Origin of the sequence: Bdellovibrio reynosensis (assembly GCF_022814725.1) — a bacterium.
Classification (GTDB): Bacteria; Bdellovibrionota; Bdellovibrionia; order Bdellovibrionales; family Bdellovibrionaceae; genus Bdellovibrio; species Bdellovibrio reynosensis.
The window spans coordinates 384996-407773 of sequence record NZ_CP093442.1 but is presented as its reverse complement, the minus strand read 5'-3'; the positions used below and the strand labels follow the sequence as shown (position 1 = coordinate 407773).

At 44.6% G+C, this 22778-nt stretch carries 20 protein-coding genes; 7 read left to right on the top strand and 13 right to left on the bottom strand.

Annotation, left to right across the window (positions count from 1 at the left end; all coding sequences use genetic code 11):
• Positions 1 to 190: 190 nt before the first annotated feature.
• Positions 191 to 598, bottom strand: coding sequence for a response regulator (locus MNR06_RS01845; RefSeq protein ID WP_243538299.1), 408 nt, complete (start codon positions 596 to 598; stop codon positions 191 to 193).
• Positions 599 to 658: 60 nt separating this feature from the next.
• Positions 659 to 1537, bottom strand: coding sequence for a ChaN family lipoprotein (locus MNR06_RS01840; protein ID WP_243538298.1), 879 nt, complete (start codon positions 1535 to 1537; stop codon positions 659 to 661).
• 186 nt (positions 1538 to 1723) lie between these two features.
• Here MNR06_RS01840 and rpmG point away from each other — a divergent pair, with 186 nt between their 5' ends.
• From rpmG to MNR06_RS01825, 3 genes are read left to right on the top strand one after another with little or no spacing between them, the layout of a single operon-like run.
• Complete coding sequence (gene rpmG, locus MNR06_RS01835; RefSeq protein WP_041873421.1) at positions 1724 to 1903, top strand: 50S ribosomal protein L33; 180 nt, start codon at positions 1724 to 1726, stop codon at positions 1901 to 1903.
• Complete coding sequence (gene dcd, locus MNR06_RS01830; protein WP_243538297.1) at positions 1903 to 2439, top strand: dCTP deaminase; 537 nt, start codon at positions 1903 to 1905, stop codon at positions 2437 to 2439. Before rpmG ends, dcd begins: the two co-directional genes overlap by 1 nt.
• The gene (locus tag MNR06_RS01825) at positions 2421 to 3059 is read left to right on the top strand and encodes a hypothetical protein (RefSeq protein WP_243538296.1); all 639 of its coding nucleotides are present in this window, start codon (positions 2421 to 2423) and stop codon (positions 3057 to 3059) included. Before dcd ends, MNR06_RS01825 begins: the two co-directional genes overlap by 19 nt.
• Positions 3060 to 3070: 11 nt before the next feature.
• Here MNR06_RS01825 and MNR06_RS01820 read toward each other — a convergent pair whose 3' ends face one another.
• From MNR06_RS01820 to MNR06_RS01805, 4 genes are all read right to left on the bottom strand, one after another.
• The gene (locus MNR06_RS01820; protein ID WP_243538295.1) at positions 3071 to 6127 is read right to left on the bottom strand and encodes a hypothetical protein; all 3057 of its coding nucleotides are present in this window, start codon (positions 6125 to 6127) and stop codon (positions 3071 to 3073) included.
• Positions 6117 to 7550, bottom strand: coding sequence for a transposase (locus MNR06_RS01815; protein WP_243538294.1), 1434 nt, complete (start codon positions 7548 to 7550; stop codon positions 6117 to 6119). The genes MNR06_RS01820 and MNR06_RS01815 overlap by 11 nt, the downstream gene beginning before the upstream one ends.
• Positions 7551 to 7718: 168 nt before the next feature.
• Entirely contained in the window at positions 7719 to 8462 is a 744-nt protein-coding gene (locus MNR06_RS01810; protein WP_243538293.1) for an alpha/beta fold hydrolase, read from the bottom strand.
• On the bottom strand, positions 8443 to 9465 hold the full coding sequence (locus tag MNR06_RS01805; protein WP_243538292.1) for a M14 family zinc carboxypeptidase: 1023 nt from the start codon (positions 9463 to 9465) through the stop codon (positions 8443 to 8445). Before MNR06_RS01805 ends, MNR06_RS01810 begins: the two co-directional genes overlap by 20 nt.
• 117 nt (positions 9466 to 9582) lie before the next feature.
• Here MNR06_RS01805 and MNR06_RS01800 point away from each other — a divergent pair, with 117 nt between their 5' ends.
• A complete protein-coding gene (locus tag MNR06_RS01800) occupies positions 9583 to 10383 on the top strand; it encodes a DUF1338 domain-containing protein (RefSeq protein WP_243538291.1) in 801 nt (266 codons plus the stop codon).
• A 48-nt stretch (positions 10384 to 10431) separates the two neighbouring features.
• Here MNR06_RS01800 and MNR06_RS01795 read toward each other — a convergent pair whose 3' ends face one another.
• Positions 10432 to 11079, bottom strand: a complete 648-nt coding sequence (locus tag MNR06_RS01795; protein ID WP_243538289.1) for an HD-GYP domain-containing protein — start codon at positions 11077 to 11079, stop codon at positions 10432 to 10434.
• Positions 11080 to 11234: 155 nt separating this feature from the next.
• On the opposite strand from MNR06_RS01795, the gene MNR06_RS01790 reads away from it, so the two are divergent.
• Positions 11235 to 11888: a hypothetical protein gene (locus MNR06_RS01790; RefSeq protein WP_243538287.1), complete on the top strand. Its 654-nt coding sequence runs from the start codon at positions 11235 to 11237 to the stop codon at positions 11886 to 11888.
• Positions 11889 to 11895: 7 nt separating this feature from the next.
• Here MNR06_RS01790 and MNR06_RS01785 read toward each other — a convergent pair whose 3' ends face one another.
• From MNR06_RS01785 to MNR06_RS01770, 4 genes are all read right to left on the bottom strand, one after another.
• Positions 11896 to 12582: a type 2 periplasmic-binding domain-containing protein gene (locus MNR06_RS01785; protein ID WP_243538286.1), complete on the bottom strand. Its 687-nt coding sequence runs from the start codon at positions 12580 to 12582 to the stop codon at positions 11896 to 11898.
• A gap of 190 nt (positions 12583 to 12772) precedes the next feature.
• Positions 12773 to 13690 carry a hypothetical protein gene (locus tag MNR06_RS01780; RefSeq protein WP_243538284.1) on the bottom strand — a complete coding sequence of 306 codons (918 nt, stop codon included), beginning with the start codon at positions 13688 to 13690 and terminating at the stop codon, positions 12773 to 12775.
• Between the two features lie 373 nt (positions 13691 to 14063).
• The gene (locus tag MNR06_RS01775; RefSeq protein WP_243538282.1) at positions 14064 to 15071 is read right to left on the bottom strand and encodes a hypothetical protein; all 1008 of its coding nucleotides are present in this window, start codon (positions 15069 to 15071) and stop codon (positions 14064 to 14066) included.
• 161 nt (positions 15072 to 15232) lie between these two features.
• Complete coding sequence (locus tag MNR06_RS01770) at positions 15233 to 17305, bottom strand: hypothetical protein (protein ID WP_243538280.1); 2073 nt, start codon at positions 17303 to 17305, stop codon at positions 15233 to 15235.
• Between the two features lie 102 nt (positions 17306 to 17407).
• Here MNR06_RS01770 and MNR06_RS01765 point away from each other — a divergent pair, with 102 nt between their 5' ends.
• Positions 17408 to 18130, top strand: a complete 723-nt coding sequence (locus MNR06_RS01765; RefSeq protein ID WP_243538279.1) for an FAD-binding oxidoreductase — start codon at positions 17408 to 17410, stop codon at positions 18128 to 18130.
• Positions 18123 to 19040, top strand: a complete 918-nt coding sequence (locus tag MNR06_RS01760) for a DMT family transporter (RefSeq protein ID WP_243538277.1) — start codon at positions 18123 to 18125, stop codon at positions 19038 to 19040. The genes MNR06_RS01765 and MNR06_RS01760 overlap by 8 nt, the downstream gene beginning before the upstream one ends.
• On the opposite strand, the gene MNR06_RS01755 is transcribed toward MNR06_RS01760, so the two are convergent.
• Together MNR06_RS01755 and uvrA are read right to left on the bottom strand one after the other, a co-directional pair.
• A complete protein-coding gene (locus MNR06_RS01755; protein ID WP_243538275.1) occupies positions 18958 to 19989 on the bottom strand; it encodes a DUF475 domain-containing protein in 1032 nt (343 codons plus the stop codon). The genes MNR06_RS01760 and MNR06_RS01755 overlap by 83 nt on opposite strands.
• Positions 19990 to 20109: 120 nt before the next feature.
• Complete coding sequence (gene uvrA, locus MNR06_RS01750; RefSeq protein WP_243538272.1) at positions 20110 to 22710, bottom strand: excinuclease ABC subunit UvrA; 2601 nt, start codon at positions 22708 to 22710, stop codon at positions 20110 to 20112.
• Between the last annotated feature and the right edge of the window lie 68 nt (positions 22711 to 22778).

Here is a 22778-nt window from a genome sequence, read left to right as displayed (position 1 = left end):
CACACTCTTTCTAACAAGCGAAAATTCAGGCCGCTGGGCTTTATCACAAAGTCGTGATCCTTAAATCCTAGAAGGCTTGTTTAAAAGATCACTCTTATTCTAATAAATTTTGTGAGACTTAAGACTCAAAAAAAAAAGAACCCCTAAGTTTTTAACTTAGGGGTTTGTTTGGTTAGACGATGTCGCCAAATTAGGCTTTGTTGTGTTTTTGATAAGCCGCTTTTAGCTTATCTTCAAAAATTTTCGCAGAAAAAGGCTTCACGATATACTGAGAAACTCCGGCTAAAACGGCCTCTGTCACCTGATCACGCTCTGATTCAGAAGTTAAAAGAACAAAGGGAAGATTCGACCACTCTGCGGTCGCGCGAACTTGCTTTAAAAGCTCAAGCCCCTTCATTTTCGGCATGTTCCAGTCAGAAATAACCAATTGGATATTGTTCCCGGCAGAATTGTTTTGCAGAAGAATTTTTAATCCTTCTTCCCCGTCTCCAGCTTCCAAAATATTTTTGAAGCCCATGCCCTTTAATGTGTTTTTAACTAGATCACGTATAGAAGGCATATCGTCGATAACTAGTATGCGTGTTTCAGCGGGAAACATAGTTAGAACTCCTTAAGCTTTTTCTATTTTAGGAAAAAGCCACAGAAGCACAAAGAATCTTTATTTCACTGGACCTTGTGCTGGCGCTAACCACAGGTAATGGGCCCTAGGACCTTCTGTTGGCGACGCTGCGATCTCTTGTGCAATCTCATCGGAACTCAATCCCAAGGTGTTGATTTGCGAAAAGCTCAACACCGGGATATGCGCAGAACGAGCTTTAATTCGATCCGGCAAGCCTCCGTCAAACTGGACATGGAACTCTCCCACCACGATCACTAATACCTGGTCAGGGTGATTCATCATATAGTCTACCGCCCTCCAAGCCATGGTATCGTCCCAGATGGACTGAGCAGCGAAGTACCTTTCCCCCGCTTCAGGTGACGGCAGGTGCGGCATCATGCTTAAAAAACGTTGCTTATAACTTTCTCGGCCCAAGCTAAACTTCGGGGGTAACAATGCTTGCTCTTCGGCCGTCAGATTTTGCAATCCATGTTTTGCAACTTTGCTAGTCAGTTTTCGTGGCGCATTCAGGGCAAGGGTTTTCGAACCTTCTGTTAAATCAGGGTACAAAGCCTGATCGCGATAAAGGTCAAAGGAAGGACTGCCCCACTGAATAGCTTTTAAAAATTCCTCTTCAGCCAAAACACCTTGCTGATAAGAGTCCACGAGATCTTGGGAAGTGTATGTAAAAAATTCCAGTCCCACAGAAACCTTCAAGCCTTTTGCGCGCAAAGCTTGCATGATCTGAAGCTGCTGATCTTGATGTTCTTTGAATCCGTGGTTTTCTCCGATTACTACGATGGAACCTGGTTGGACCTCCGCCATTGTTTGATTCAAAGTCACCGGTTGATGGGTGGATCCCTGGAAAATGCCAATGGATTGGGCATGGGCGCAGGCAGACAAAAGCACGGAGATCGAAAAAAGGCTCAGTGAGTTCATGAATTCTCCCTGTAGACAGTAAATTGCCTGTTGAAGTTTCCTTTTTCATTTGATACCTTGAGCCCCTTCTAAAAGGTATTGTCATTTTTTTTCAATTACGCATGGCAATATAATGAACGTGTTTGCCTAAAGCCGCGTGTCAGTTTAGAAGCTTATGTTTTAAAGTTCCATTTAAGGGGTACCGCAATGGCAAAAAAGTCAGGAAGAATCATCATCACTTTGGAATGCACTGAAGCACGTGCTGAAGGCAAACCTGTTTCTCGTTACACTACAACGAAAAACAAAACTAAGACTCCAAGCCGTCTTGAGAAAAAGAAATACAATCCAAATCTTAAGCGCCACACAGTTCACAGAGAAACTAAGTAATGATTCTTACGGATCAGCAGATTCTTTCGTACATGGAAGAAGGCTCAATTAAAGTAGAGCCCTTCCGCAGACAATGCTTAGGCACGAACTCATACGATGTTCACTTGGGCAAGACTTTGGCTGTGTACGAAGATAAGGTGCTGGACGCTAGGAAGCATAACCAAATTCGCACTTTTGAGATTCCTGAAGAGGGTTTTGTGCTTATGCCAGACACCCTCTATTTGGGCGTTACTTTAGAGTACACAGAAACTCTGAAACATGTCCCATTTTTAGAAGGAAAATCAAGTGTAGGCCGCCTCGGAATCGATATCCATGCCACCGCTGGTAAAGGCGACGTCGGCTTCTGCAATTATTGGACTCTGGAGATTTCAGTTAAACAGCCTGTTCGCGTTTATACTGGAATGCCAATTGGTCAGTTGATATACTTTGAAGTAAAGGGCGACATTTTGACGGCTTATAACGTCAAACCGTCGGCAAAGTATAACGACAAAAAACCAATTCCAGTAGAGTCAATGATGTGGAAAAACTCATTCTAAGATCCGTTCTTTTAGTAAGCCTATTCATATTAACGTCATGTGCTGCGCCTGAAGAGGCTCCGGAATCTGTTGGTATTGATCCAAACACGATTGTTTCCGGCAGCTTTTCTAATTATGACAATTTGAGTGTGACCGGAACAGGGACTCTGTTTTTTACAGATGTTTTAGGAACTTCCCGTCGCGCTTTTCAACTTAAAGCAAGCTTAGACAGTGTTTCTACAAGCTGGGTGGAAGTGATTTTCTATGGAAGCAACTCTTCCTTCCCAGGTACTGACGGCATTTCTATTTATTTTCATCGTAACGGCGCCAGCGTTTCTTCCATCGTGATGTTTGATAATGCAGCTTCGTCAGTCACTGCCACGAATCTAGCCTATTATTTCCCAACGGATTTAGATCTTATTATTGAAGTTCATAATGATGGAACTAAGGCGAGACTTCTTGTCTGGCGCAGAAACATGGTTTCTTACGTCGCAGCTTCTGCAGACATTGATACCAACCGTCCAGGGGATTTGGCGTCTGCTATGCCCAACACAGTGGGCTCTGGTGCGTTCTTAGGTTTAAGAATGCAATCAGCGACAGTCACCTCTGCGAAAGTCATTTCAGCAAAAGTGACGGATTAGAATAATTAGACTTAATTCAACCAATCACAAGTCAGACTAAGACCCATGTTGTTTTGGGAAGAAGGTTTCTTGCCTTGGCGTGACTGATCCGCGATGTATCCTAGGATTTCTGCCATTTTCGAACGCCCCGCCCAGATATTCCATTTTTCTGGCTTTTTCACCCAGATATATCTAAAGCAAGCGCCTTCCGCCAAACCATCCGGAGCTTTACCGTAGCGAAGGATGTACATGAATAAAGGCTGCAGCTCGCTGGTTTTCAGTTTTCCTGAATTCAACTGATCTTTAGCCACGTCCATGATGATGCCTTTAAAAGCAGGATATGCTTTTAAGCCCTCGGAAGTTTCTATGTAGCCGTCTTTGTTTTTATCGTAACGGGCAAACACCGACTCAATATACTGAAGAACGTGCGGAGTCAGCGCGATGTCTTCTATCAACGCTTCCTTCTTATCATTGGGTTGATAACCTGCCGCCTTGAAAGCATTGGTCATAAAGACAGCCCAGTCTTCATTGCTTGCATGCTTTTGGAATTTTAAATACTCCGGCGTTGCCGTCATTACTGTTGGCATCGCTTTCTTATAGGCTTTTTGCGCACAGGCGATGCTGACGCTATCTGAATTTGTGATCTGGCGGCCATTGAAGCACTCTTGGATCAGGGTTTCGCGAAGCATGTTGTTGATGCGAACACCCGACCAAATCATACCCACTAATGTGCTCAACTCGGCCTGGGAAGCAAAGTTATTTCCATCCGCGTGCGGAGTGAAAAGATTGGCTTCTAAGAAACGTGATTTTACGAAGTTCACGCTTTTTTTATCAATGAATCCTAAATCAACAAGGGCTGGAAAGACCTTAAGGAAAGGCTCTTGGATTTCTTCTAGCGAAGCACCTTTATAAGTCTTAATCGCTTCAAGGTCCTTAGAAACGGAGCGGATCAGAATGCGCGCCAAACTGCGATTCATATTTAACTGGCGCAGACTTTTTGCCGTGTACAGTTGCACAAAGCGGTTTGAAATAATAAGGCGACCCTGTTCGTCGACCGTGTGCGTGACGGGTCCTTGCACCGCCAACTGAATTTCATGAAGTCCTGAATACAATGGCGTCGTTTCATTCACTTGCGACTTTTCTTTTTCTAACAAAGAAATCAAGTCTGCCGTATTTAAACCTTCTTCAGGCTTCCAATTCTGCACAAGTTTAGAAATGAAAAGTTCAGTATCAAGCCACACCTGGGCTTCTTGGCGCAGAACCTCTACAGAACCCATGGTTAAAGCATTAGGAAGAGTTCCTTTAATTCTTTGTTCCGGGAACACTAAAATATTATTCACAAGTACATCTACAAAGCCTTCAATCGACTTCGCAGTAAGCTTATCAGGAATGAGCCCGACTTTGCCTAAGTGGCCCACCAATTTTCCTAGCTCTTCAGCAGAAAAATTCGAGGCTTTTTTAGCAGCTAAAAGATCACGCAAAATATTAAGGCTTTGATTCGCCAAAATAGACATGTAACTAACACTTAACGGTTCTTCCAAATTTCTTTCAGAAAGGAAGTAATCATAATACAAGAAATCTGTGTACACTCGCGCCGCGAAACTAAGCAAAGTGCTCCAGTGACCTTTGCGAAGCGAAGAATCATTGCCGCCGAAAATGATCTTTTTTGCATCAATCACTAACGGAATATACGGCTCCATTTTTTCCGAAATCTTCTTTTCGGCGAAACCGCCATATAAAGACTCGATTTCCCGCATCAGACCTTTGACGTCATTGATGTCGTAGGTGCCTTCAAACAAACTGCCAGCTTCGCGGACGGTCGCCTCTAAGACGAACTGAGATTCCATAAAAAGTCGTTGCGCTTCTTCAGCTTCATAAAAACTTGGATCCCATTCACGACCATAAATCGTGTAGAAAGGAAGAAATCGTTCGACAAGAATTTTAATACGACTGACTTTTAAGCGAGCCGTTTCAAAATCGCGTGCAGAAAATGAATCGACACTGCCGCCAAAGAATAAAGCTTTGACCTTCATACCTTCAAGGACCAAGCCTGGTGAAACCTTAAATTCCGGCCATACGACAGCCAGGGTTTTTAGTAAGTCTGTGACTTCGTCGCGAGATACGACTTCTTCAGGCTTTTCCGCCACCAGATCTTGAAAAACCGAAAGGACATCTTCCACCGTGCGAGAAAGGTAAGAAAGTCGATACCCCGTCCCAGTCTCTGGAGCTGATTTAATAAAATAATGATAACGAAGATACTGAACATAGCCCCGGGCACCTAATAAAGCAAAGCGGCGCCACTCATTCGGAGTGATAGAGTTTTCTTGGCCTCCGGCTAATGCCTTCTTTACTTTCTTCACGAGCGGCATATAACGCGCGATGATTTTTGGAAACTCCCACTTTTCTTTAAAGAAGGTTCCCATTTCTTCCATCAAAAAGACGAAGTCAGAAAGTTTATAGGTCTGGCCATTTTTTTCGATCAGTGCCGCCAAAGTACGGGCGGCATTTTGCACCTCACGGTTGGCATCTTCAAAGTAACGAACATCCCGTTGAATGTTATTGGCTTCCGTCACTGACCAGTTCAGCGAAAGCACCTTCATATAAGGATTTAATTTTATCGTGATTTCACGAAGGCTTTTCGTCAGAACTAAAATCTTATCAAGCTCAGCCCGTGAAATGTAATTTGGGCTGCCACCTAGGAAAAGCAGCTTCACCTTCATGAATTCCGCCTGCAGCGCAGGTGAAATAGGTGGATCTTCAGATTTTGCTAAAAAGTTGTTTTCTAAGAAAGTAGCCAGTTCTTGGGGAGTATAGCGGTCGGCAGAACGCCCGCGCACGTAACGCTTGAATTTTTCAATGGCGCTATCGATGCAAATCCATGTGGCTTCAAGCTCCTCGGTTTTTGCGTCACCAAGGACGAAGGCTTTTATAACAGGCTTTGCTTCCGTTAAACAATCCGTCCCACCGAACTCTTGACTTTGCGGTGGAGGAGGCGCTTCCCCGACTTTGCTGTCACAAGCAGACAGCCCCAAGAAGGCTGCAGTCACAAGACTTATGGTTTTAAAGCTCCAATTTAGCTTAGAAAACATAAGTCATCCCTCCATAGACGCGATCATTGGCGCGATATTGATTTAAGAAACTAGAGGGACTGAAGGTTTCATCTTGAACCCCCAGGATGTCGCCCCCCATAACCACGGCCCATTTTTGCGATGGATAATACAAAAACTCTGTATTCAACAAAGAACCACGCTGATCATAATCGTAAAGATACTTAAAGCGCGTCACGAACGGACGTCGGAAGAAACTAGCAAGCTGCCCTTCAACGCCGAAAGATAAAGCGTTGGTAAATTTAAGCCGCTTATCAAAAAGCGTAAAGTCATCAGGTTGACCTGTTGAAAGTATATCAACGATGCCACCGCCCACGACTTTTAAATACTCAATTTGGAAAGACAACGTTTTGCTAAAAATATTTGCTAAAGAAAAATCCAAAGACGCTGAATACGCTTGCAGGGCTTTGATTTTTTGGATGGACCAATCTGGATCCGGAAGCTTTTCTAAAGGCTCATCTTGCAAGTAAGAGATCGTGCCGCTGACAGAGTTGTACGAATAACCAAAGTCCACAGAGGAGATTGAATGGTAGGTCACGACGGGTGATACGGTCACGTCCACTTCGTCTTCAGAAACGTCTTTGAAATTTTGACGTTTTAAAATCAGCTCGTTCACCGGTAAATATCCCGCACTGACATTCAACCAAGGACCCTTGTCTTTATCTCCGACGCGGACCATGAAGGCCCCGCCTGGATTGGCCACGAGCTTTGCTGTTTCTGGGATGTCCAAGTCATAGCTGATGGTATTGATGCGGTTGTTGAAATCATAATCCCTAGAGGGGGCACGGTACCAGCGGCTGTCTGCCACCAAGCCCCCGCCTTCCTCGCGGATATCAGGCCCCATGTTCGGAATAAACATGGGTGTCACAAATCCAAGGACTTCAAGTTTTTGCGTATTATAATCTAGAAACAGGCCCGTTAAACCTTGTTCTTCAGGGCGAAGGGCGTCGATAGAAAACGTCGGCTGCCAAAGACCTAATTGCCAGCGTTGATCAATTTCACTCCAGGATTTCTTTTTGCGACCTACGAAAGTTTTAAAATCAGAATTGCCGTGGGACCCAGCATACAGTTCATGAACGACGAAATGGGACTGCCCTTTAGTAAAAAAGGTTCCGCCAGAAATATCACTAGCAAAATCCATCCACGAAGTTTCTTTAACTGCAGAAAGCCGCGCTGAAAGTAATTGGCTGTAGGTTAATTGGGATGCTTCCGCGATGGGAGTCAGATATTGCATCCCCTCCATACGGACCTGTCCATACACTTGGGCCTTTGATGACGGTGCCATCGGCTCTTCAAGTACACTGACGCCCAATGCAAGCTTTTGTAAGCTTGGGGTTTGGGCCTTTGCTTTTGTGGTTACTGCAAGACAAAAAAGCCCTGCCGCAAGATAGGTTTTAACCCTCACATCCGCCTCTGGATAAAAGTCCAGCCGATAGAGAATAAGAAAAGCCTGGAGGAGTCAACGGAGCCACGCGTTGTTTTACCCCTAATGCAACCTGTTCGAGATGATGGTAAAAATACCCTGCTAAAGTTGAAAATTATACCGTTAAAAAATCCTCAGAAAACGGATGTTTTAGAGTAATTGTTCAAGCAGCCATTGGGGGTCATCAATAGGGATATCGTGGCCAGCCCAAGGATGCATGTGGGGCTTCAGTTCCCAGGCATGGGCAATTCGCAAAGTGCAATGCGGGGACACCAATCGATCACCATGACTTCCAATCAAACGAACATCACCCGGAGCTTCTTTGGGAAAACGAAACTGCGATGCTGCCGCCAACTGCCTTAAAATGTTTTGCATCTTCACTGGATATCGATCGGAATAGGCCACCATTCCCAACATTTCAGCTTCGCGGCGATCGGCACTGTTGACGATCATGTTTAAAATCGTATTTTCCCAGATCAAAGCTTGGTTTGAACTTAATAGGCGCAGCGACTTCACCACGTTTATCGGTTGAAAGCGATGATAGAAGGGTGAAAATCCCGAAGAGCTGGTGCACACCAAAAACGCCTTGTTAATTTCGTGGGGAAATTCCCGCATCCACTCGACAGTGACCATGGCCCCTAAAGAAACCGCGAGGACATTGAATTTTTCATTTTTTTTAACAAACTCAGAACGGGAGCGAAGGTCTTTGACGTAGTCACCTATCGTCGTTGGACTCACCTCTTCATTGCGGGTTCCGTTTCCTGGCAAATCAATAAATTCAAAGCGGTCTTGGGGAAAACGCTCTTGGATTTTTTCTGCAAACGTCCCCCAGTGTCCCACACCGCGAGCAAGGCCACGAAGTAAAAGCCAGTTTTTAGGATGGTGTTGTTGCATACCAAAGCTCCTTAGCACGTTGCAAAGATTGCTGTTGCTTTTCACCTTCCCCATGAACCCAAGCGTGAGGTGACGAAATAGCGCGAATTAAAAATTCTAAAAGAGTATTGTGCCGGCGTAAAATACGCTGTTCACGATGGGCTTTCACAGGATTGAAAGGCCCATCCGCCGTTAAAATCTGCATTGGGTTTTTTTTGACCCACAACCAAGAACCCATTTCTAAGCACAGCGGTAAATATTTTTGGCTGCTATTTTGTGTCGTGTGCTGATCGTAAATATAATCCCACAAATCACCATGGGTTGTATAACTTTGCGACTGAGGTTCAATCTTATAAAAGTGATGGGGGTAAGTGCGGTCCATTAGCTTTTTAAACTCAAAGGCCATGGCTAAATCCGGAAACGGTTTCACCGTTTTTGCGTAGGGAAACCACAAGCGATCCTGCATGCCAAAACCTGAATGAATGTCTAAGGTGATTGCTAGCGAACTGTCTTTGATTTCTTTTGTGACCGCATCCACCAGCGCTTGCGCTTCCACTTCCATGGGAGCGCCAAGCTTGCCTCTGTACCAAGGCAGTCGCGGCGACACACGCTGACCCCCTACCCACCGCGCTGGATTTTCTGCTTCAACAGGGGAATTCCTCATCAAATCCACACCGCGTGGATTGCATCGAGTGCGTTGATAAATACCGATCGGATTTACGGTCGGTATAAAAAAAATGCGAATTTTCTGTAAAGTTTTTTGCAGGTTTTCATCCCACAAAGAAAGTTCTGCCACAGAATTCATAAGTGCGATGCAGACTTGGGCGCCGATTCTTTCAAGACCGTGAACACCACCCACAAAACCTATTACCGGGGCCGAAGGATACTCACTGCCGAACGTAATTTTACATATGGGCAAACTTAGGTTCCCGCTTTGGCTGCGCGCCAAAACCTCCACCCGGGCTTGATCGCCCAAGCTTTGCATTCGTTCTTCAATTTGTTGGAACTCAAGCAAGGTCTTCATTGCTCTATACTCAGTGAAATATTTGCGGACTCCAACGGATAACGCTCGCTGCCAAATGCGCGCGCCTTGCGCCAGTTAGTTAAGAGGAGTAATCTTCCTTCCATTAGGAGAACGAATATGATGAGTCTTGAAAGTCTTCTTGAAAAAATGTGGGTTGATTACTGCCAACTGAATCCTGCTGCAAAAAGAATCTATGATCTTTTCGTCGCCAAGGGCGAAACAGTTTTAAATGATCACATCGCCCTAAGAACTTTTAATCATCCGCGCCTTGGTATTGAATCCCTTGCTAAGCACTTTAAAAAATTAGGCTATGTAGAAAAAAACGATTACGTTTTCGTAGAGAAAAAACTTTACGCAAAACACTATGAGCATCCAAACACAGACATGCCGAAGATTTTCATCAGCGAACTTGAACTTGAAAAAGTGTCTCCGTTTGTACGTGATACTGTGAACAAACTTGTAGACCAAATTCCTCAGTCGGTGATCGATAGCGAAACTTTTGCGATGAGCGGTCGTCCATGGCCAATGACATATTCACTATATTCTGAGCTTGCAAAAGAAAGCGAATACGCTTCTTGGGTTGCGGCCTACGGTTTTAGACCCAACCACTTCACAGTGAATATCAACAAACTTAAGAATTTTGACGACATCACTGAGCTAAATGATTTCATTAAAGCCAACGGATATGTATTAAATAAATCCGGCGGAGAGGTAAAAGGCACCAAAGCCGATTACTTAGAGCAAAGTTCGACCATGGCTTCTGAAATCCCTGTCCAATTCGACGATGGAACCCACAATATCCCGGGTTGCTACTATGAATTTGCGAAACGCTATCCACTTGAAAACGGCAAACTGTACCAAGGGTTTGTGGCTAAATCTGCTGATAAGATCTTTGAATCTACGAATAAGATGCAGTAGTTTTAAAATAAAAAAAAAGGCGGGATTCCCGCCTTTTTTTATTCGCCCTTAAGCGATCTTTTTTATAAGTTTATTTTCAGTTTCTTGATCCGCTTCTTGGTTTTTCCAGGACGGATGAGCTTGTAAGAAAATATTCACAAGCTGTGAATCAAACTGAGTGCCCGAACAGCGTTTTAATTCTGCATAGACAACATCCATGGGTAAACCTTTACGATAAGCCCGCGTCTGTGACATCGCATCGCAGGTATCAACCACTAGAATGATTCGCGCAATCAACGGAACTTCATCACCTAATTTTTTATCAGGATAACCAGTGCCATCCACACGCTCATGGTGACCGCGAATACCTGGCAGAATTTGCGCAAAGAAATCATGTTTCGCCAAGGGCTTTACGATTTCTTCGCTTAAAACAGGATGACTGTTCATGATGCGGTATTCATTGTCGTCTAATTTTCCCGGCTTAGAAATGATAGATTGGGGAATTCCCATTTTACCAATGTCGTGAAAAAGGCCTGCAAATTCTGCAAGCTTTTGCTGGTATTCATTTAAGCCAGCATCACGGGCAAGCTTACGCGACATCTCGCCCACGCGACAGCAGTGCGCGAAGGTCGCTGGATCAACGATTTTCAGAGATTGCATCAGCGCCTGCGCAGCCTCATAGGCCCATGCAGGAACATCCCCAAAGGATGATGACATTAAAACTCCTTTATCACTCTGATTTTTTCGGTTTTTAAAAACAAAACTTAAATTAAAGAATAAACTTCGCGTCTCATCTTGAGACAACTTCCCGTTGACATCACTATTAAGCGTTGAAAGACTTTTAATGAGCATCCGAAATCAAAAAGGTGGTTATGAAAAAGTATTTACTGGCCCTAGCCGTTTTCAGTTTTTGTTCCGCAACTTACGCACAAAAGATCAAAGTTCGCAAAGTAAAGGGCAAGCAAGCTGTCGTTGAATTTTCGGGTGCCACCCTTGAATCAGGCCGCGTTTATGAACTTGCACCTGATGAATTCGGTGAATCATCGGTCACAACGTCTTCAAGAAATTACGTCATCAGTATCGAAGGTTTGATTCAAAGCCTAAAATCTGACACATCGGGAGCTGAAAATGAAATGGACATTTCTTTAACTGCGCGCTTTGGTTGGAATCATGGCTCCTATGAATTTGGCCCATTAGGGTCCTACACTTCTGATGCAGAAGGCGCTACCACGACAACTTTGATCAGCGGCGGTGGTTTTTTTGACTACAACTTGATTGCAAATACTCCTGGCGAAGCTTTTATTTATGGCGCTGGAGGCGCTGGAACATTCGGGCAGTATAATGACGGATCTAACGCTTCCACTGTCATGACCTTCTTTGGTGGTTTGTTCGCGAAGTGGTTTCCTACCGGCAGCAATGTGGGCTTTAGAATTGATGGTGGCTATTTATATGGAAAACTTACGGGAGATGCCTCAACAACTACGACGGGCTTTAAAGCAAGTTTGGGCTTGCTAGGATACTTCTAGCCAGCGCCTAATCGATGAACTTATGTAAGTGACCGTATTCTTGGCGATTCAAGTTATATTCTTGCTGAATCGCCCCTTCAAGTCCCGCCATTAAATCTTTGTGCTTTTTATTTAAAACCAAGTGCAAAGGCACGCGATCATAAAAACTGCGTGACGTTGAATAGCTTTCATCCAGGTTTAATGCATCAATGGCGCTTTCAGAAATGATAACGAAATCAACCCGTTTTGCGTCCAACATCTTTAATGCCGCTTGAATTGTCGGAACTTCAATAAGACTCAAGCCCCGCTTTTTTTCTTCATCGGCGGTAGAATCATTATTTAGAATTTTAAGTCCTCGAAACTTAGTCAAGTTCGCTTCGTCGAAAACTTTATTTGTTCTTAAATACACCACTCGAAAAATGGAATGACCGATGGGCTTGTGCGAATAGATCAATTGATTGTGATCATCGCTTCTTTTGCGTAAAAGCTCCCCGTCAAGATCGCCTGATTGAATAAGCATTTTTGCGCGTTTCATCGGTGTTTGAACAAATTCAAATTGGACGCCATTCACTTTCCCGGCGATGCGATACAGACGTTCTAACTGTTGAAAAGACACCAGCGCACGCGATCCTTCAGGCACTGCAAGCCTAAGAATTTTGCCCTGAGCAAACGTCAGAACTGGAAAGAATAAAAAACAAAGAAACAATAAACGCATACACCTACGATAACACACGGACATGTTTACAAGGATCATTTAATCCTGAAAATAGCGACCAGCGGGCGTTCTAAGCCACAAAATGACAAAAAACAAACCTTAAGACAGCAAAGAATCAACCCTGACAAAAAAATAAAAAAGGCCACCGAAGTGGCCCCTTTTATTCTGAGTAATCTTTTTTATTTTGAAACTACCAAGAGAATGAAGCGTCGTCATAACCCCAGTTCGCTAACGCCTTTTTATACATGCCTTTCATGAATTTTTGCGCTTGGTGAGGTTTCAATCCAAGTGCTGAGGCAGATCTGTTTGTAAGATCTTGCATCGCTGCTTTATCACCCAATGAAAGGTCTTTCACCGCTGCTAAAGCATCAGAGAACTGAACACCGAATACAGCCTTGAAAGTTTTATCCATATCTTTTTCTGAAGTTGCTCCACGATCCGCCGCCGCTACAGCCCAAGAATTCAAAGCGGACGCCACTGCCACAGCTTTGTCTTGTTTGAAACCGTATTCGTTCATTAGCTTTTGGGAAGCCATTTTCACAAGTTGTTTATTAGCGTCTGAATTTAAAGCTGCGAAATTCGTGTCTGAGGCTTCGCTAGAGGCTTCATCATTGATCGCCTGACCGTAATTTCCTTCACCAGAATTTGCGCTGTAAAGAACGCCATTTTTACCTAGCCAGTATGTCCCGTTAGTCACATCTTCCCAGTGAAGACCCGTTGTACCAACACCGATCGTGTTACCACCCACGTATCCTGCGAATTCATGAACACCAGCGTAGTATTGGAATTGACCAAGATCATTGTAAACAGCCGCTTTACCGCTAGAATCAAATTCGACATACCAAAGATCATCAGACCCGTGTCCCGAACGACCGTAGTGAGGATCATCCGTCACTTTAATTCTTTGACCATTAGATTCTAGGAACGTACAGCCTGGTGAGGCTTCTTGTGTATGACAGATGTCACCGTAAACAGTTTCGTAAGGATAATAAACGACTTGGCCTCCACCACCGCCGCCTCCACCGCCTCCGCCACCGCAGGCAGCAAAGCTTGTAGCGACTACAGTTGCAACGAAAAGTCTTAAGCCATTTTTCATATTTTGGTTCATGTGGTTCTCCCCATTTTTCCCTCCTCTTAAAAGCCCGGGGCCTAAGAGGTCAAATTAAGATAGTCAAATCCGACACCAGTCCGATTGCGAATCCCTACTTTGCAAAAAGTGGTACCAACTTTTTTGACACCGTTGGGGTATTTTGAAGAAAATTGCGGCAGAAATGGGTTCATGACTCGGGAGGCTGAAGAAGAAGTGGGGGCGTTCTGCAACCACTTAGGGAAAAGTATTATGCAGATGCAATAGAAAGCACCATAAGGCAAAGGGCGCACAATATGACTATTTTTAAAGACATAAGGGTCTCCGGTTACATCTTCCTTAAGCGCGTAAACCCGCAATTGCTGCGGGTTTTGCGTCTTTAGACCTTGATGGCTTACTTACAAAGAGCCTTATAAAAAGCCAGCATCGCCGACTCTAACTTACCGCGCTCTTCTTCATCAACCACGAAAACTCCCAAGGCTTTTGTTTCAATTGCACCGATGCGATCGACAACATCAGGAGCATAGAACTGACCAGAGCGACCGTTATAGAACACGGACCAGTCACGCTCTGGAGCATTAGAATCATAAACTGTAAAATCGATAATGTTGTTACTAAGGCGCTTAAAAGACTTCACCATTACGATGTGTTGCAATGTGCGACCCGCGCGCAAATTGATCAAAGTTAAACGCTTCCCACTGGCATTACGAATGATTTGTTCGACTGTTTCAGCATTTTTTCTTTCAGAACGTTTGCCCGAGCCCATGCCCATGCCGATATTACCGAAGCGGAAAAAGTGATTTGCTTGGTTGGCTTCGATTTCATCACGGAAGTGGCGACGAACAACATAGCCACCAACGTTTTGATCGTATCCATCCATCAGCTTATTCCAAAGACCATTATAGTTGTTGCGGCTGTCACGAAGATTGCCTTCTTCAACGGCGAAGACACTAAAATAAGGAAGTTTAACTTCAGAAAGTCTATTGCGGTTTTCATCAACGGTGTTGGTTTTAGCTTCAACTACTCTTGCACCGCGGACCATATCTAAAACGACAGGAATACGTTCTTGCATGCTGCGCGCACCAGTGGCGTTATAGCGGGCCATATAAGAAACCATACGTTGGGTCGATGAAAGCGCCCAGCACCCTGCAATGGTCGCCATGCCTGATTTAAAAGCCCAATTCTGAATGGGCATATTACGATTAGCATCGAAAGCATCGGCGCGGATGGCGCGATAAATATTATCCACACTTAGATTTTTGCAGGAAAGATTCTGAACTAAAGAATCATTCACCGTCTTTGTGTTCATATTAACAGTGACCGCATAAGCTTTATCAGCAGTCGCTAATAAAGAGCTCACTAAGCCTGCAACAAATAAAGAAGAGAGTTTTAATGCTTTCATCCAACGTCCTTTTTTAATTTTCCAACGTGATGGACTTAAGCAATTCGCACTCCAAGGTGAAAAAGGGTTATATTGAATCTGGCCTGTCTAAGAATTAAACAGGGGCCCCGGATGGGCCCCTTTAAGTGGCATTCGACTAGTCTTTTAAGCTGGTGGAAAAATTAGAAGTTAATACCTAATCCCACTGTGCCGTAGAAGGTGTTTAACTCGGCCTTTTGATTTACAGAAGTATCAGTAAAGCCGTAACGTTTCATACCAAATCCAGCTTCACCGAAAAAACGTTCGGACCAAAGAACTTTACCGTGGAAGTTTAACGACATCGGCGCATTCAGTGTGACATTTGCATTCATCGGAAGTGCGTAATAGATGAATTCCATGTCCACCCATTTTGGATAACGCATAAGTGGGATTAAATTGAATAGATCATCAAAAACTTTCGGCATTGAGCGTGCCCAGAAAGCGCCCGCACCCACCATGGGTGCTACGGCTTTACCGAAGGTCACGTTTTGATATGAAAGCATCCCCCCGACGGTTTCATCGCGGCCCCATAAACCCGGCGTATAGCGCCACTTTAAATCAAGAGTCATAACGGCAATACCGGCCGTTTCTGTCGTGCTGACATCCATCTTATTAAAGGATTGGAAGTACTTAAAGCTAGCACCCCATCGTTGACGAGACAGCCAATAGTTCTGCCAGCCGAAAAGATCTTCAAACCATTGGTTGTAGGCGACTTCGCCCATGATAATCAGCTTGCCTGCCGCTTGCACGCCTGAAAAACGACCCGACAATTCGCGCGGATAACCTTTAAAGATTTCATAGTAAGACTTATAAGCTTTGCCGTCAGCCGTGACATTCAAGTAAGAGCGGTTGATTTTACCACGTTCCGTGGCTTTAAAGTTCCAAGTGAATGCAGCGGGATCCTGCGGATTCAGATCCACTGAATTCTGTTCCGAGTTGACCTCTGCCACGGGCTGCTTACGACCGAAAAGTTTCACGTTATCGATGTAAGTTCCTGCGGGCGTTTGGTTATGCAAGTAAACGCGGCTTTGCGAACGTGGAATTTCATTTAGTTCAAAGCGCTGCTTAAAGACCCCACCACCTTGCCCCGGCAAATATATTTTTGGGTCATCCTTTTTTAAAGCCATGGCCCAAAATTTACGAGGGTCCCCGATAGTCGCTTCAAATCCCAGCAACTTAGTCAGCTTCCCGTATTGATCTGGATTTAAAATAATAGAACGCCCGATCGGACGAGTATCATAACCAACAATTCTAAGAGTGTCTGACTTTTTTGTGTCAGCGATATCCATTAGTTCGACTTTGTTTGGCAAAGTGACGAACTCATAGGATTCACCCGTAGCAAGTTCAGCGAAAAAAGAAGTTGGCATATCAGCCGCAACAGGAACAGAGGCCTTCGGCTTTGCTTCTTCGTTCTGCACCAACACCCGCGGAGCGACCGGATCTTGACGCATTTTTCCCATCACGACATTTTTACCAGAAGATTTTGCACCATAGCGTTGCGAGCAAATTTTTGTCGAGTTGTTACCCGTAGTTTGCGTCACACAGAAGCGAAACGCTTCCTTTTGCCCCCAGAACGGCGCTTTCACGGACTCAACATCCTGAATAGCATATTGGGAAGCAAAGATACCACCACGCAAAGCTTTTGCTGGAACACCTTTGCTAACAAGTCCTTTGCGCCAGTCTTCAAGTTGCTTTGCCCAGTTGGCTTGATCTTCTTTTGTAAATGAATAAGTCCATAGCACGGTGCCCGTGCGTGAAATCATCTCTAAGGTTCCATGGGACATCAGCGATTGGGGCCATGACATGATCAATGCCACTTTTGCTGCCTCGCTGCTGCCAAGAACTTGGTTTAACTGCGAGTGAGTTTTACCCAAAGGTAAAAGGGCGAAGAAAAAGTTTTTTTCGTTTAAAGTGACGTTTCCGATCTTTAAATTTTTCCCGTCGCTTAAGTCATACTCAAGCTCCATCGGAGGCAAGATCACTCCGTTATCCAATTGATCAAAATAAAGCGGCTTGCTGAAGTTTTTAGTTGCTGCGGTTTTGAGCAAAGATCTTTGCGGAGCAGGAACTTCTTCCTGACTTGCGGTTTCGGCGGCCGCCGGGGCTGCTTTCTCCTCCGCTTTTTCCTGTGCTAGAGCCTGAGAACTAAATGATAAAAGAATGGAAAGTACCAGATGCTGCGCAATATTCACGATTCTTCCTCGCTGATGTTCCATATGTTTACATTTTAGGGAATGCGAGTGAAAGAACAAGCTAAAACATTGGACTGTCTGGGTTTTTCGGATTATTAATCCCTTGATGTAATGACAAGGAGATTTATGTCTGCCGCCCGTACCGTTTACCACATGAGAGTCACCGAAATTATCGATCACACCCCTGGAGTGCGTGAGTTGGTTCTGCAAGCAGAAACTCCCCAAGAATTTAAATTTAGAGCTGGTCAGTTCGTGATGTTGAACGTTCCTCAAGGCGAAGCAAAACCTGTCTTGCGTGCTTATTCAATTGCATCTGACGACCGCATCACTAATGGCTTTAGATTGTTGTTTAAATACGTTGAAAACGGCATCGCCTCGACTTTCGTTTGGAGCTTGAAGGGTGGTGAGCTGATCAACTTCACAGGTCCTTTCGGAAAAGTATTCTTCCAAGAACCACCAACAGAACAAATCGTATTCCTAAATACTGGCACTGGTCTTTCTCAACATATCTGCTATCTGCTTTCTAAAAAAGAACAGTACCCGAATCTGCGTTATCGCATGTTGTTCGGCGTGCGAACTGAAAAAGATATGTACTATGAAAAAGAAATGGCAGCATTAGAACAAGAACTTAAAGATTTCAAATTTGAGTTCGTCCTAAGTCGCCCGCAGGATGACTGGAAAGGTAAAAAAGGTTACGTGCAAAACTTCCTTTCTGAATTTGACTACAAAAATATCCCGACGACGTTCTACCTTTGCGGTAACGGTGGAATGATCAAAGAAGTAAAACATCAACTTATCGAGGTTGACGGCATCGATAAGACCCGCATTTGGTCAGAAGCGTTTGACTAAACCCAGAGCCGCCCTAGAGTTGATCTTTGCTGGGCTTCTCTGGGGCTTCGGCTTTGTCGCCACGGCCTGGGCGCTGAAGGCATTTACTCCCGCTGAAATTTTAGTTTATCGATTTATTGTGGCGGTCTTTGTAGGCGAGATCATGTATTTCGCCGCCAAAGGAGCCAACTTCACTACGATCCGTGAAGAACTCTTTCGCGCCTTCCCTGCCGGATTCTTATTAGCAACGATGTTGCTGTTACAAACCATCGGATTAAAATATACGACCGCGACTAAGAGCGGATTCTTAACAAGTCTTTACGTTATAATTGTTCCCATACTAAACGCCTGGTTCTTTAAATCCCCCAGCAACTGGAAAAATTATGTTCTGGTGTTTGTCGCTTTAGCAGGAACGTTTGTTCTGATGGATGCGAATCTTGCCGGCATCAATGTCGGAGATCTTTGGACCATTGGTTGTTCGCTGATTGCCGCTTTTCATATTATTTATATCGGCAGAACTTCCCCGCATGTGGGTAATGCTTTTCGTTTTAACAACTTCCAATCCATGTGGTGCTTGGTTGTTTTAACTCCGCTTCTATTTTTTCAGGAAAAAGTGACTTATCAAAGTTCTGATAACTTAGCGTGGATCGGCATTGCTGTTTTGGGAATTGCTTCAAGCGTGATTGCTTTTTATCTGCAGGTCAGAACGCAGAAGATTTTGTCGGATTCAACGGCAAGCATGTTATTCCTGTTGGAATCCCCGTTTGCCGCGCTGTTTGGATATTTGCTATTAAGCGAGCGCCTAAGTCCGTTTCAAATGACCGGCGCCGCTTTAATTATGGTAGCCGCTATTCTGCAGATTCTTTGGGAGCCTTCTTCAGAGACCACACAAACGACGCCGCAATCAAAACTGCGCCGCTTAGACCCGTAAACCATTCTGGAATATGCACAAACGGACTAGATAGCATGATCATCGCTAAAAGACCGATGGCATAGAAAGCGCCATGTTCTAGGAAAGCGAATTTCGTTAAAGTCTCTTTTTCTACGAACATAATCGTCAAGCTACGTACGAAGAACGCACCGATGCTTAGACCGATCATGATGATAAAAAGATTGTGAGTGATCGCAAACGCACCCACCACACCGTCAAAGCTGAATGAGGCGTCAAGAACTTCAAGGTATAAGAACATACCGGCACTGGCGCGGTGAACGTCTTTCATTGTTTCATCAGAAGCTTCAAGCCATGAACCGATACCATCCACGATCACATAAGTGATCAAACCCGCCATACCGGCTTTTAAGAATGGCAATGCACTTTCAGAAGGCATGAACTGAGTGATGATTGCAAAAATCACCAAGCACAGAGCCACTTCGATCGCTTCCACCTTACTGCCTAGATAGGCTGTTGGCTTTTCAAGAAATGGAATCCAGTGAAGTTCTTTGCTTTCATCATAGAAGTATTTTAGTGCCACCATCAGTAAGAAAGCTCCACCGAAGGCTGAAACTTCCAAGTGAGCTGATAGCATTAGGTTTGCGTATTCGTCGGGGCGAGTCGCTGCCATCACCAACGCTTCCCAAGGATTGACGTGGGCGATGAAAGTCACGATCGCGAGAGGAAACACCAAACGCATTCCGAAAACCGCGATCAACATACCCCAAGTTAGAAAGCGCTTACGCCACACCGGGGTCATTTGTTTTAAAACCACCGCATTCACAATGGCATTATCAAATGAAAGGGACACTTCAAGCACCGCCAGAACAGTGGCAATGAAAAGAGCCTGCAGACCTGCGCCCACTGTGCCGCCATAGTACTGGCCCACAAAGAAAGACGCGATCAAACCTAGAATTGTAAAAATAAATGAGGTCGTAAAATATTTCATGAAAACTAAAGTTGACGATAAATAGCCAAAGATCAAAGAAAAACACGGCGCACAGCGCGATTGCAATGTGAAATGCCTAAAACACAAGCATATCCCACAGGATCTAACTTCTTACTGTGATTATTTTAAAACGGGCTTTAAAAACTTGCCGGTTTCACTGCGCGCGACTTTAGCAACTTGTTCCGGAGTTCCCGTCGCCACGATCTGACCACCGTGCTTACCGCCATCAGGACCTAGATCAATCACGTGATCCGCAGCCTTCACAACCTCCATGCTGTGTTCAATCACCAGCAAGGTGTTGCCTTGATCCGTCAGCTCTTGGATCAGTTCTACTAGTTTTCTGACGTCATCAAAATGCAAACCTGTTGTGGGTTCATCTAAGATGTATAACGTCTTGCCAGTGCCCCTGCGGGAAAGTTCTTTAGAAAGCTTCACCCGTTGCGCTTCACCGCCTGAAAGGGTGGTCGAACTTTGCCCCAAGGTCATATAATCAAGGCCCACGCGGTGAAGAGTATCAAGTTTGCGATAAATTTGTTGATGATTGCGGAAGAATTCTAAGGCCTCTTCCACGCTCATTTCTAAAACATCAGCGATGGATTTGTTTTTATATTTGATGTTTAAAGTTTCACGGTTGTATCTGCGTCCCAGGCACGTATCGCAAGTCACGAAAACGTCACTTAGGAAATGCATCTCGACCCTGATTTGACCATGCCCTAGGCAGGTTTCACAGCGTCCGCCCTTGACGTTAAAACTAAAGCGGCCTGGCTCGTAACCACGAAGTTTTGAATCAGGTAAATTTGCAAACAAATCCCTGATCATCGGAAAAAGACCTACATAGGTTGCCGGCGTTGAACGAGGTGTTCGCCCAATGGGACGCTGATTGATATCAATGACTTTATCAATCTTATCAAGGCCCTCAATTTTTTTATAAGGTGAAGGTTGGGCTGACGCTTTATAAAAATGTTGGGCAAGAATTTTATAAAGAGTATCAATGATAAGCGTACTTTTGCCAGATCCGGAAACCCCAGTGACAGCAGTGAAAGTTCCCAGTGGAATTTCTAAGTTTACGTTTTGCAGATTGTTGCCAGTGGCACCAATTAATTTTACGAATTCACCGGTTCCTTTGCGACGCTCTTTGGGAACTGGGATGCGCACTTCACCGCTGAGGTATTTGCCTGTTAACGAGTTTGGATTCGCAGCAAGTTCATCGGGAGTTCCCTGGGCCATTTTTTCGCCACCAAGAACACCAGCACGCGGACCTAGATCCACGACAAAGTCAGCAAAACGGATGGTGTCTTCATCATGTTCAACCAACAAGATGGTGTTTCCACGATCTTTCAATTCACCGATAATTCCTAGAAGACGATGATGATCCCTAGGATGAAGACCGATACTTGGTTCATCCATAACATAAAGAACGCCAATCAATGATGAACCCACTTGGGTCGCCAGACGAATACGCTGAGCTTCTCCACCCGATAAGGTTCGTGATGGACGACTTAAGGAAAGATAGCCCGTCCCAACGCGCACCAAATAATCTAAGCGCGCCATGATTTGTTTTACGATTTTTTCTGCGACCAGTTGGTCTTTGGATTTCCAAGAAAGCTTAGAAAGCCATTCGCGCAATTCAACCGTGCCCATATCAGAAAGTTCTGAAATGGTTTTTTCACCGACTTTAATATTTAAAGCTTCAGGTTTAAGACGTGAACCATGGCAATCAGGACAGGCTGATAAATCCATTTCTTCGCCGTCTTCGTCATCTTCTTCCGAAGTTTTTTTGCCTTTATATTTGTAGACGACTTTTTCTAATTTCTTACCGCCCACTTCACCTTCAGAAAATTGTTCTTCTTCTTCAAGGTCAATGGTACCAAGACCGTGGCAAGTTTCACAGGCGCCACGGGGATTATTAAAACTGAATAAGCGTGGTTCCACTTCTGGGAAACTGAAACCGCAAATGGGACAAGCTGAATGCAAAGAGTAAGCTGTGCGTTCACCATTCAAAGTTTCGATGATCACTCGTCCGTTGGCCATGGATAAAGAGGTGTTGATCGATTCTGACAAGCGCAGTTTTAAGCTGTCTTTTAAAATTAACTGATCGATGACCAAGTCTATATCGTGGGTTTTCGTTTTTGCAAGTTTGCTAGCTTTATCTAGCTCAATCATCTTGCCGTCGACTTTGGCTTTAACGAATCCTTTTTTAGCCCAGCGTTGGAACTCTGCTAAGAACTCCCCTTTTTTTCCAGAAGCCATGGGCGCAAGCACGTAAAACTTTGTGCCCATGCTTTTCTTAAACACATCGTCGATAATTTGCTGAGGCGTCTGGCTGGTCACCGGAATATGATGCGTAGGACATTCAGACACGCCCACTTTGGCGTATAATAAACGCAAGTAATCGTAAATTTCAGTCACCGTTCCTACGGTTGAACGAGGATTTAAACTGACTGACTTTTGATCGATGGCGATGGCTGGCGACAAACCTGTGATGGAATCGACTTCTGGTTTCTTAAGCTGCTCTAGAAAGTTACGAGCATAGGCTGACAAGCTTTCGACGTAACGACGTTGGCCTTCAGCGTACACTGTATCAAATGCCAAAGACGATTTTCCACTGCCGCTTAAGCCGGTAAAAACCGTGATCTTATTGCGCGGAATAGTAACGCTGACGTTCTTAAGATTGTGCTCTTTTGCACCCTTTACTATGATTCCATCTTCAGCTTGTGCCATAAGTCCTCATTCTAGGATGAGGACAACACCCGCCGCAAGGTCCAGCCCAAGAAATGCACTGTTCCACA

Coding starts and splice junctions, on each gene's coding strand:
- MNR06_RS01845 (WP_243538299.1), bottom strand. CDS start 598: ATGTTTCCCGCTGAAACACGCATACTAGTTATCGACGATATGCCTTCT.
- MNR06_RS01840 (WP_243538298.1), bottom strand. CDS start 1,537: ATGAACTCACTGAGCCTTTTTTCGATCTCCGTGCTTTTGTCTGCCTGC.
- rpmG (WP_041873421.1), top strand. CDS start 1,724: ATGGCAAAAAAGTCAGGAAGAATCATCATCACTTTGGAATGCACTGAA.
- dcd (WP_243538297.1), top strand. CDS start 1,903: ATGATTCTTACGGATCAGCAGATTCTTTCGTACATGGAAGAAGGCTCA.
- MNR06_RS01820 (WP_243538295.1), bottom strand. CDS start 6,127: ATGTTTTCTAAGCTAAATTGGAGCTTTAAAACCATAAGTCTTGTGACT.
- MNR06_RS01810 (WP_243538293.1), bottom strand. CDS start 8,462: ATGCAACAACACCATCCTAAAAACTGGCTTTTACTTCGTGGCCTTGCT.
- MNR06_RS01805 (WP_243538292.1), bottom strand. CDS start 9,465: ATGAAGACCTTGCTTGAGTTCCAACAAATTGAAGAACGAATGCAAAGC.
- MNR06_RS01800 (WP_243538291.1), top strand. CDS start 9,583: ATGATGAGTCTTGAAAGTCTTCTTGAAAAAATGTGGGTTGATTACTGC.
- MNR06_RS01795 (WP_243538289.1), bottom strand. CDS start 11,079: ATGTCATCATCCTTTGGGGATGTTCCTGCATGGGCCTATGAGGCTGCG.
- MNR06_RS01790 (WP_243538287.1), top strand. CDS start 11,235: ATGAAAAAGTATTTACTGGCCCTAGCCGTTTTCAGTTTTTGTTCCGCA.
- MNR06_RS01785 (WP_243538286.1), bottom strand. CDS start 12,582: ATGCGTTTATTGTTTCTTTGTTTTTTATTCTTTCCAGTTCTGACGTTT.
- MNR06_RS01780 (WP_243538284.1), bottom strand. CDS start 13,690: ATGAACCAAAATATGAAAAATGGCTTAAGACTTTTCGTTGCAACTGTA.
- MNR06_RS01775 (WP_243538282.1), bottom strand. CDS start 15,071: ATGAAAGCATTAAAACTCTCTTCTTTATTTGTTGCAGGCTTAGTGAGC.
- MNR06_RS01770 (WP_243538280.1), bottom strand. CDS start 17,305: ATGGAACATCAGCGAGGAAGAATCGTGAATATTGCGCAGCATCTGGTA.
- MNR06_RS01765 (WP_243538279.1), top strand. CDS start 17,408: ATGTCTGCCGCCCGTACCGTTTACCACATGAGAGTCACCGAAATTATC.
- MNR06_RS01755 (WP_243538275.1), bottom strand. CDS start 19,989: ATGAAATATTTTACGACCTCATTTATTTTTACAATTCTAGGTTTGATC.
- uvrA (WP_243538272.1), bottom strand. CDS start 22,710: ATGGCACAAGCTGAAGATGGAATCATAGTAAAGGGTGCAAAAGAGCAC.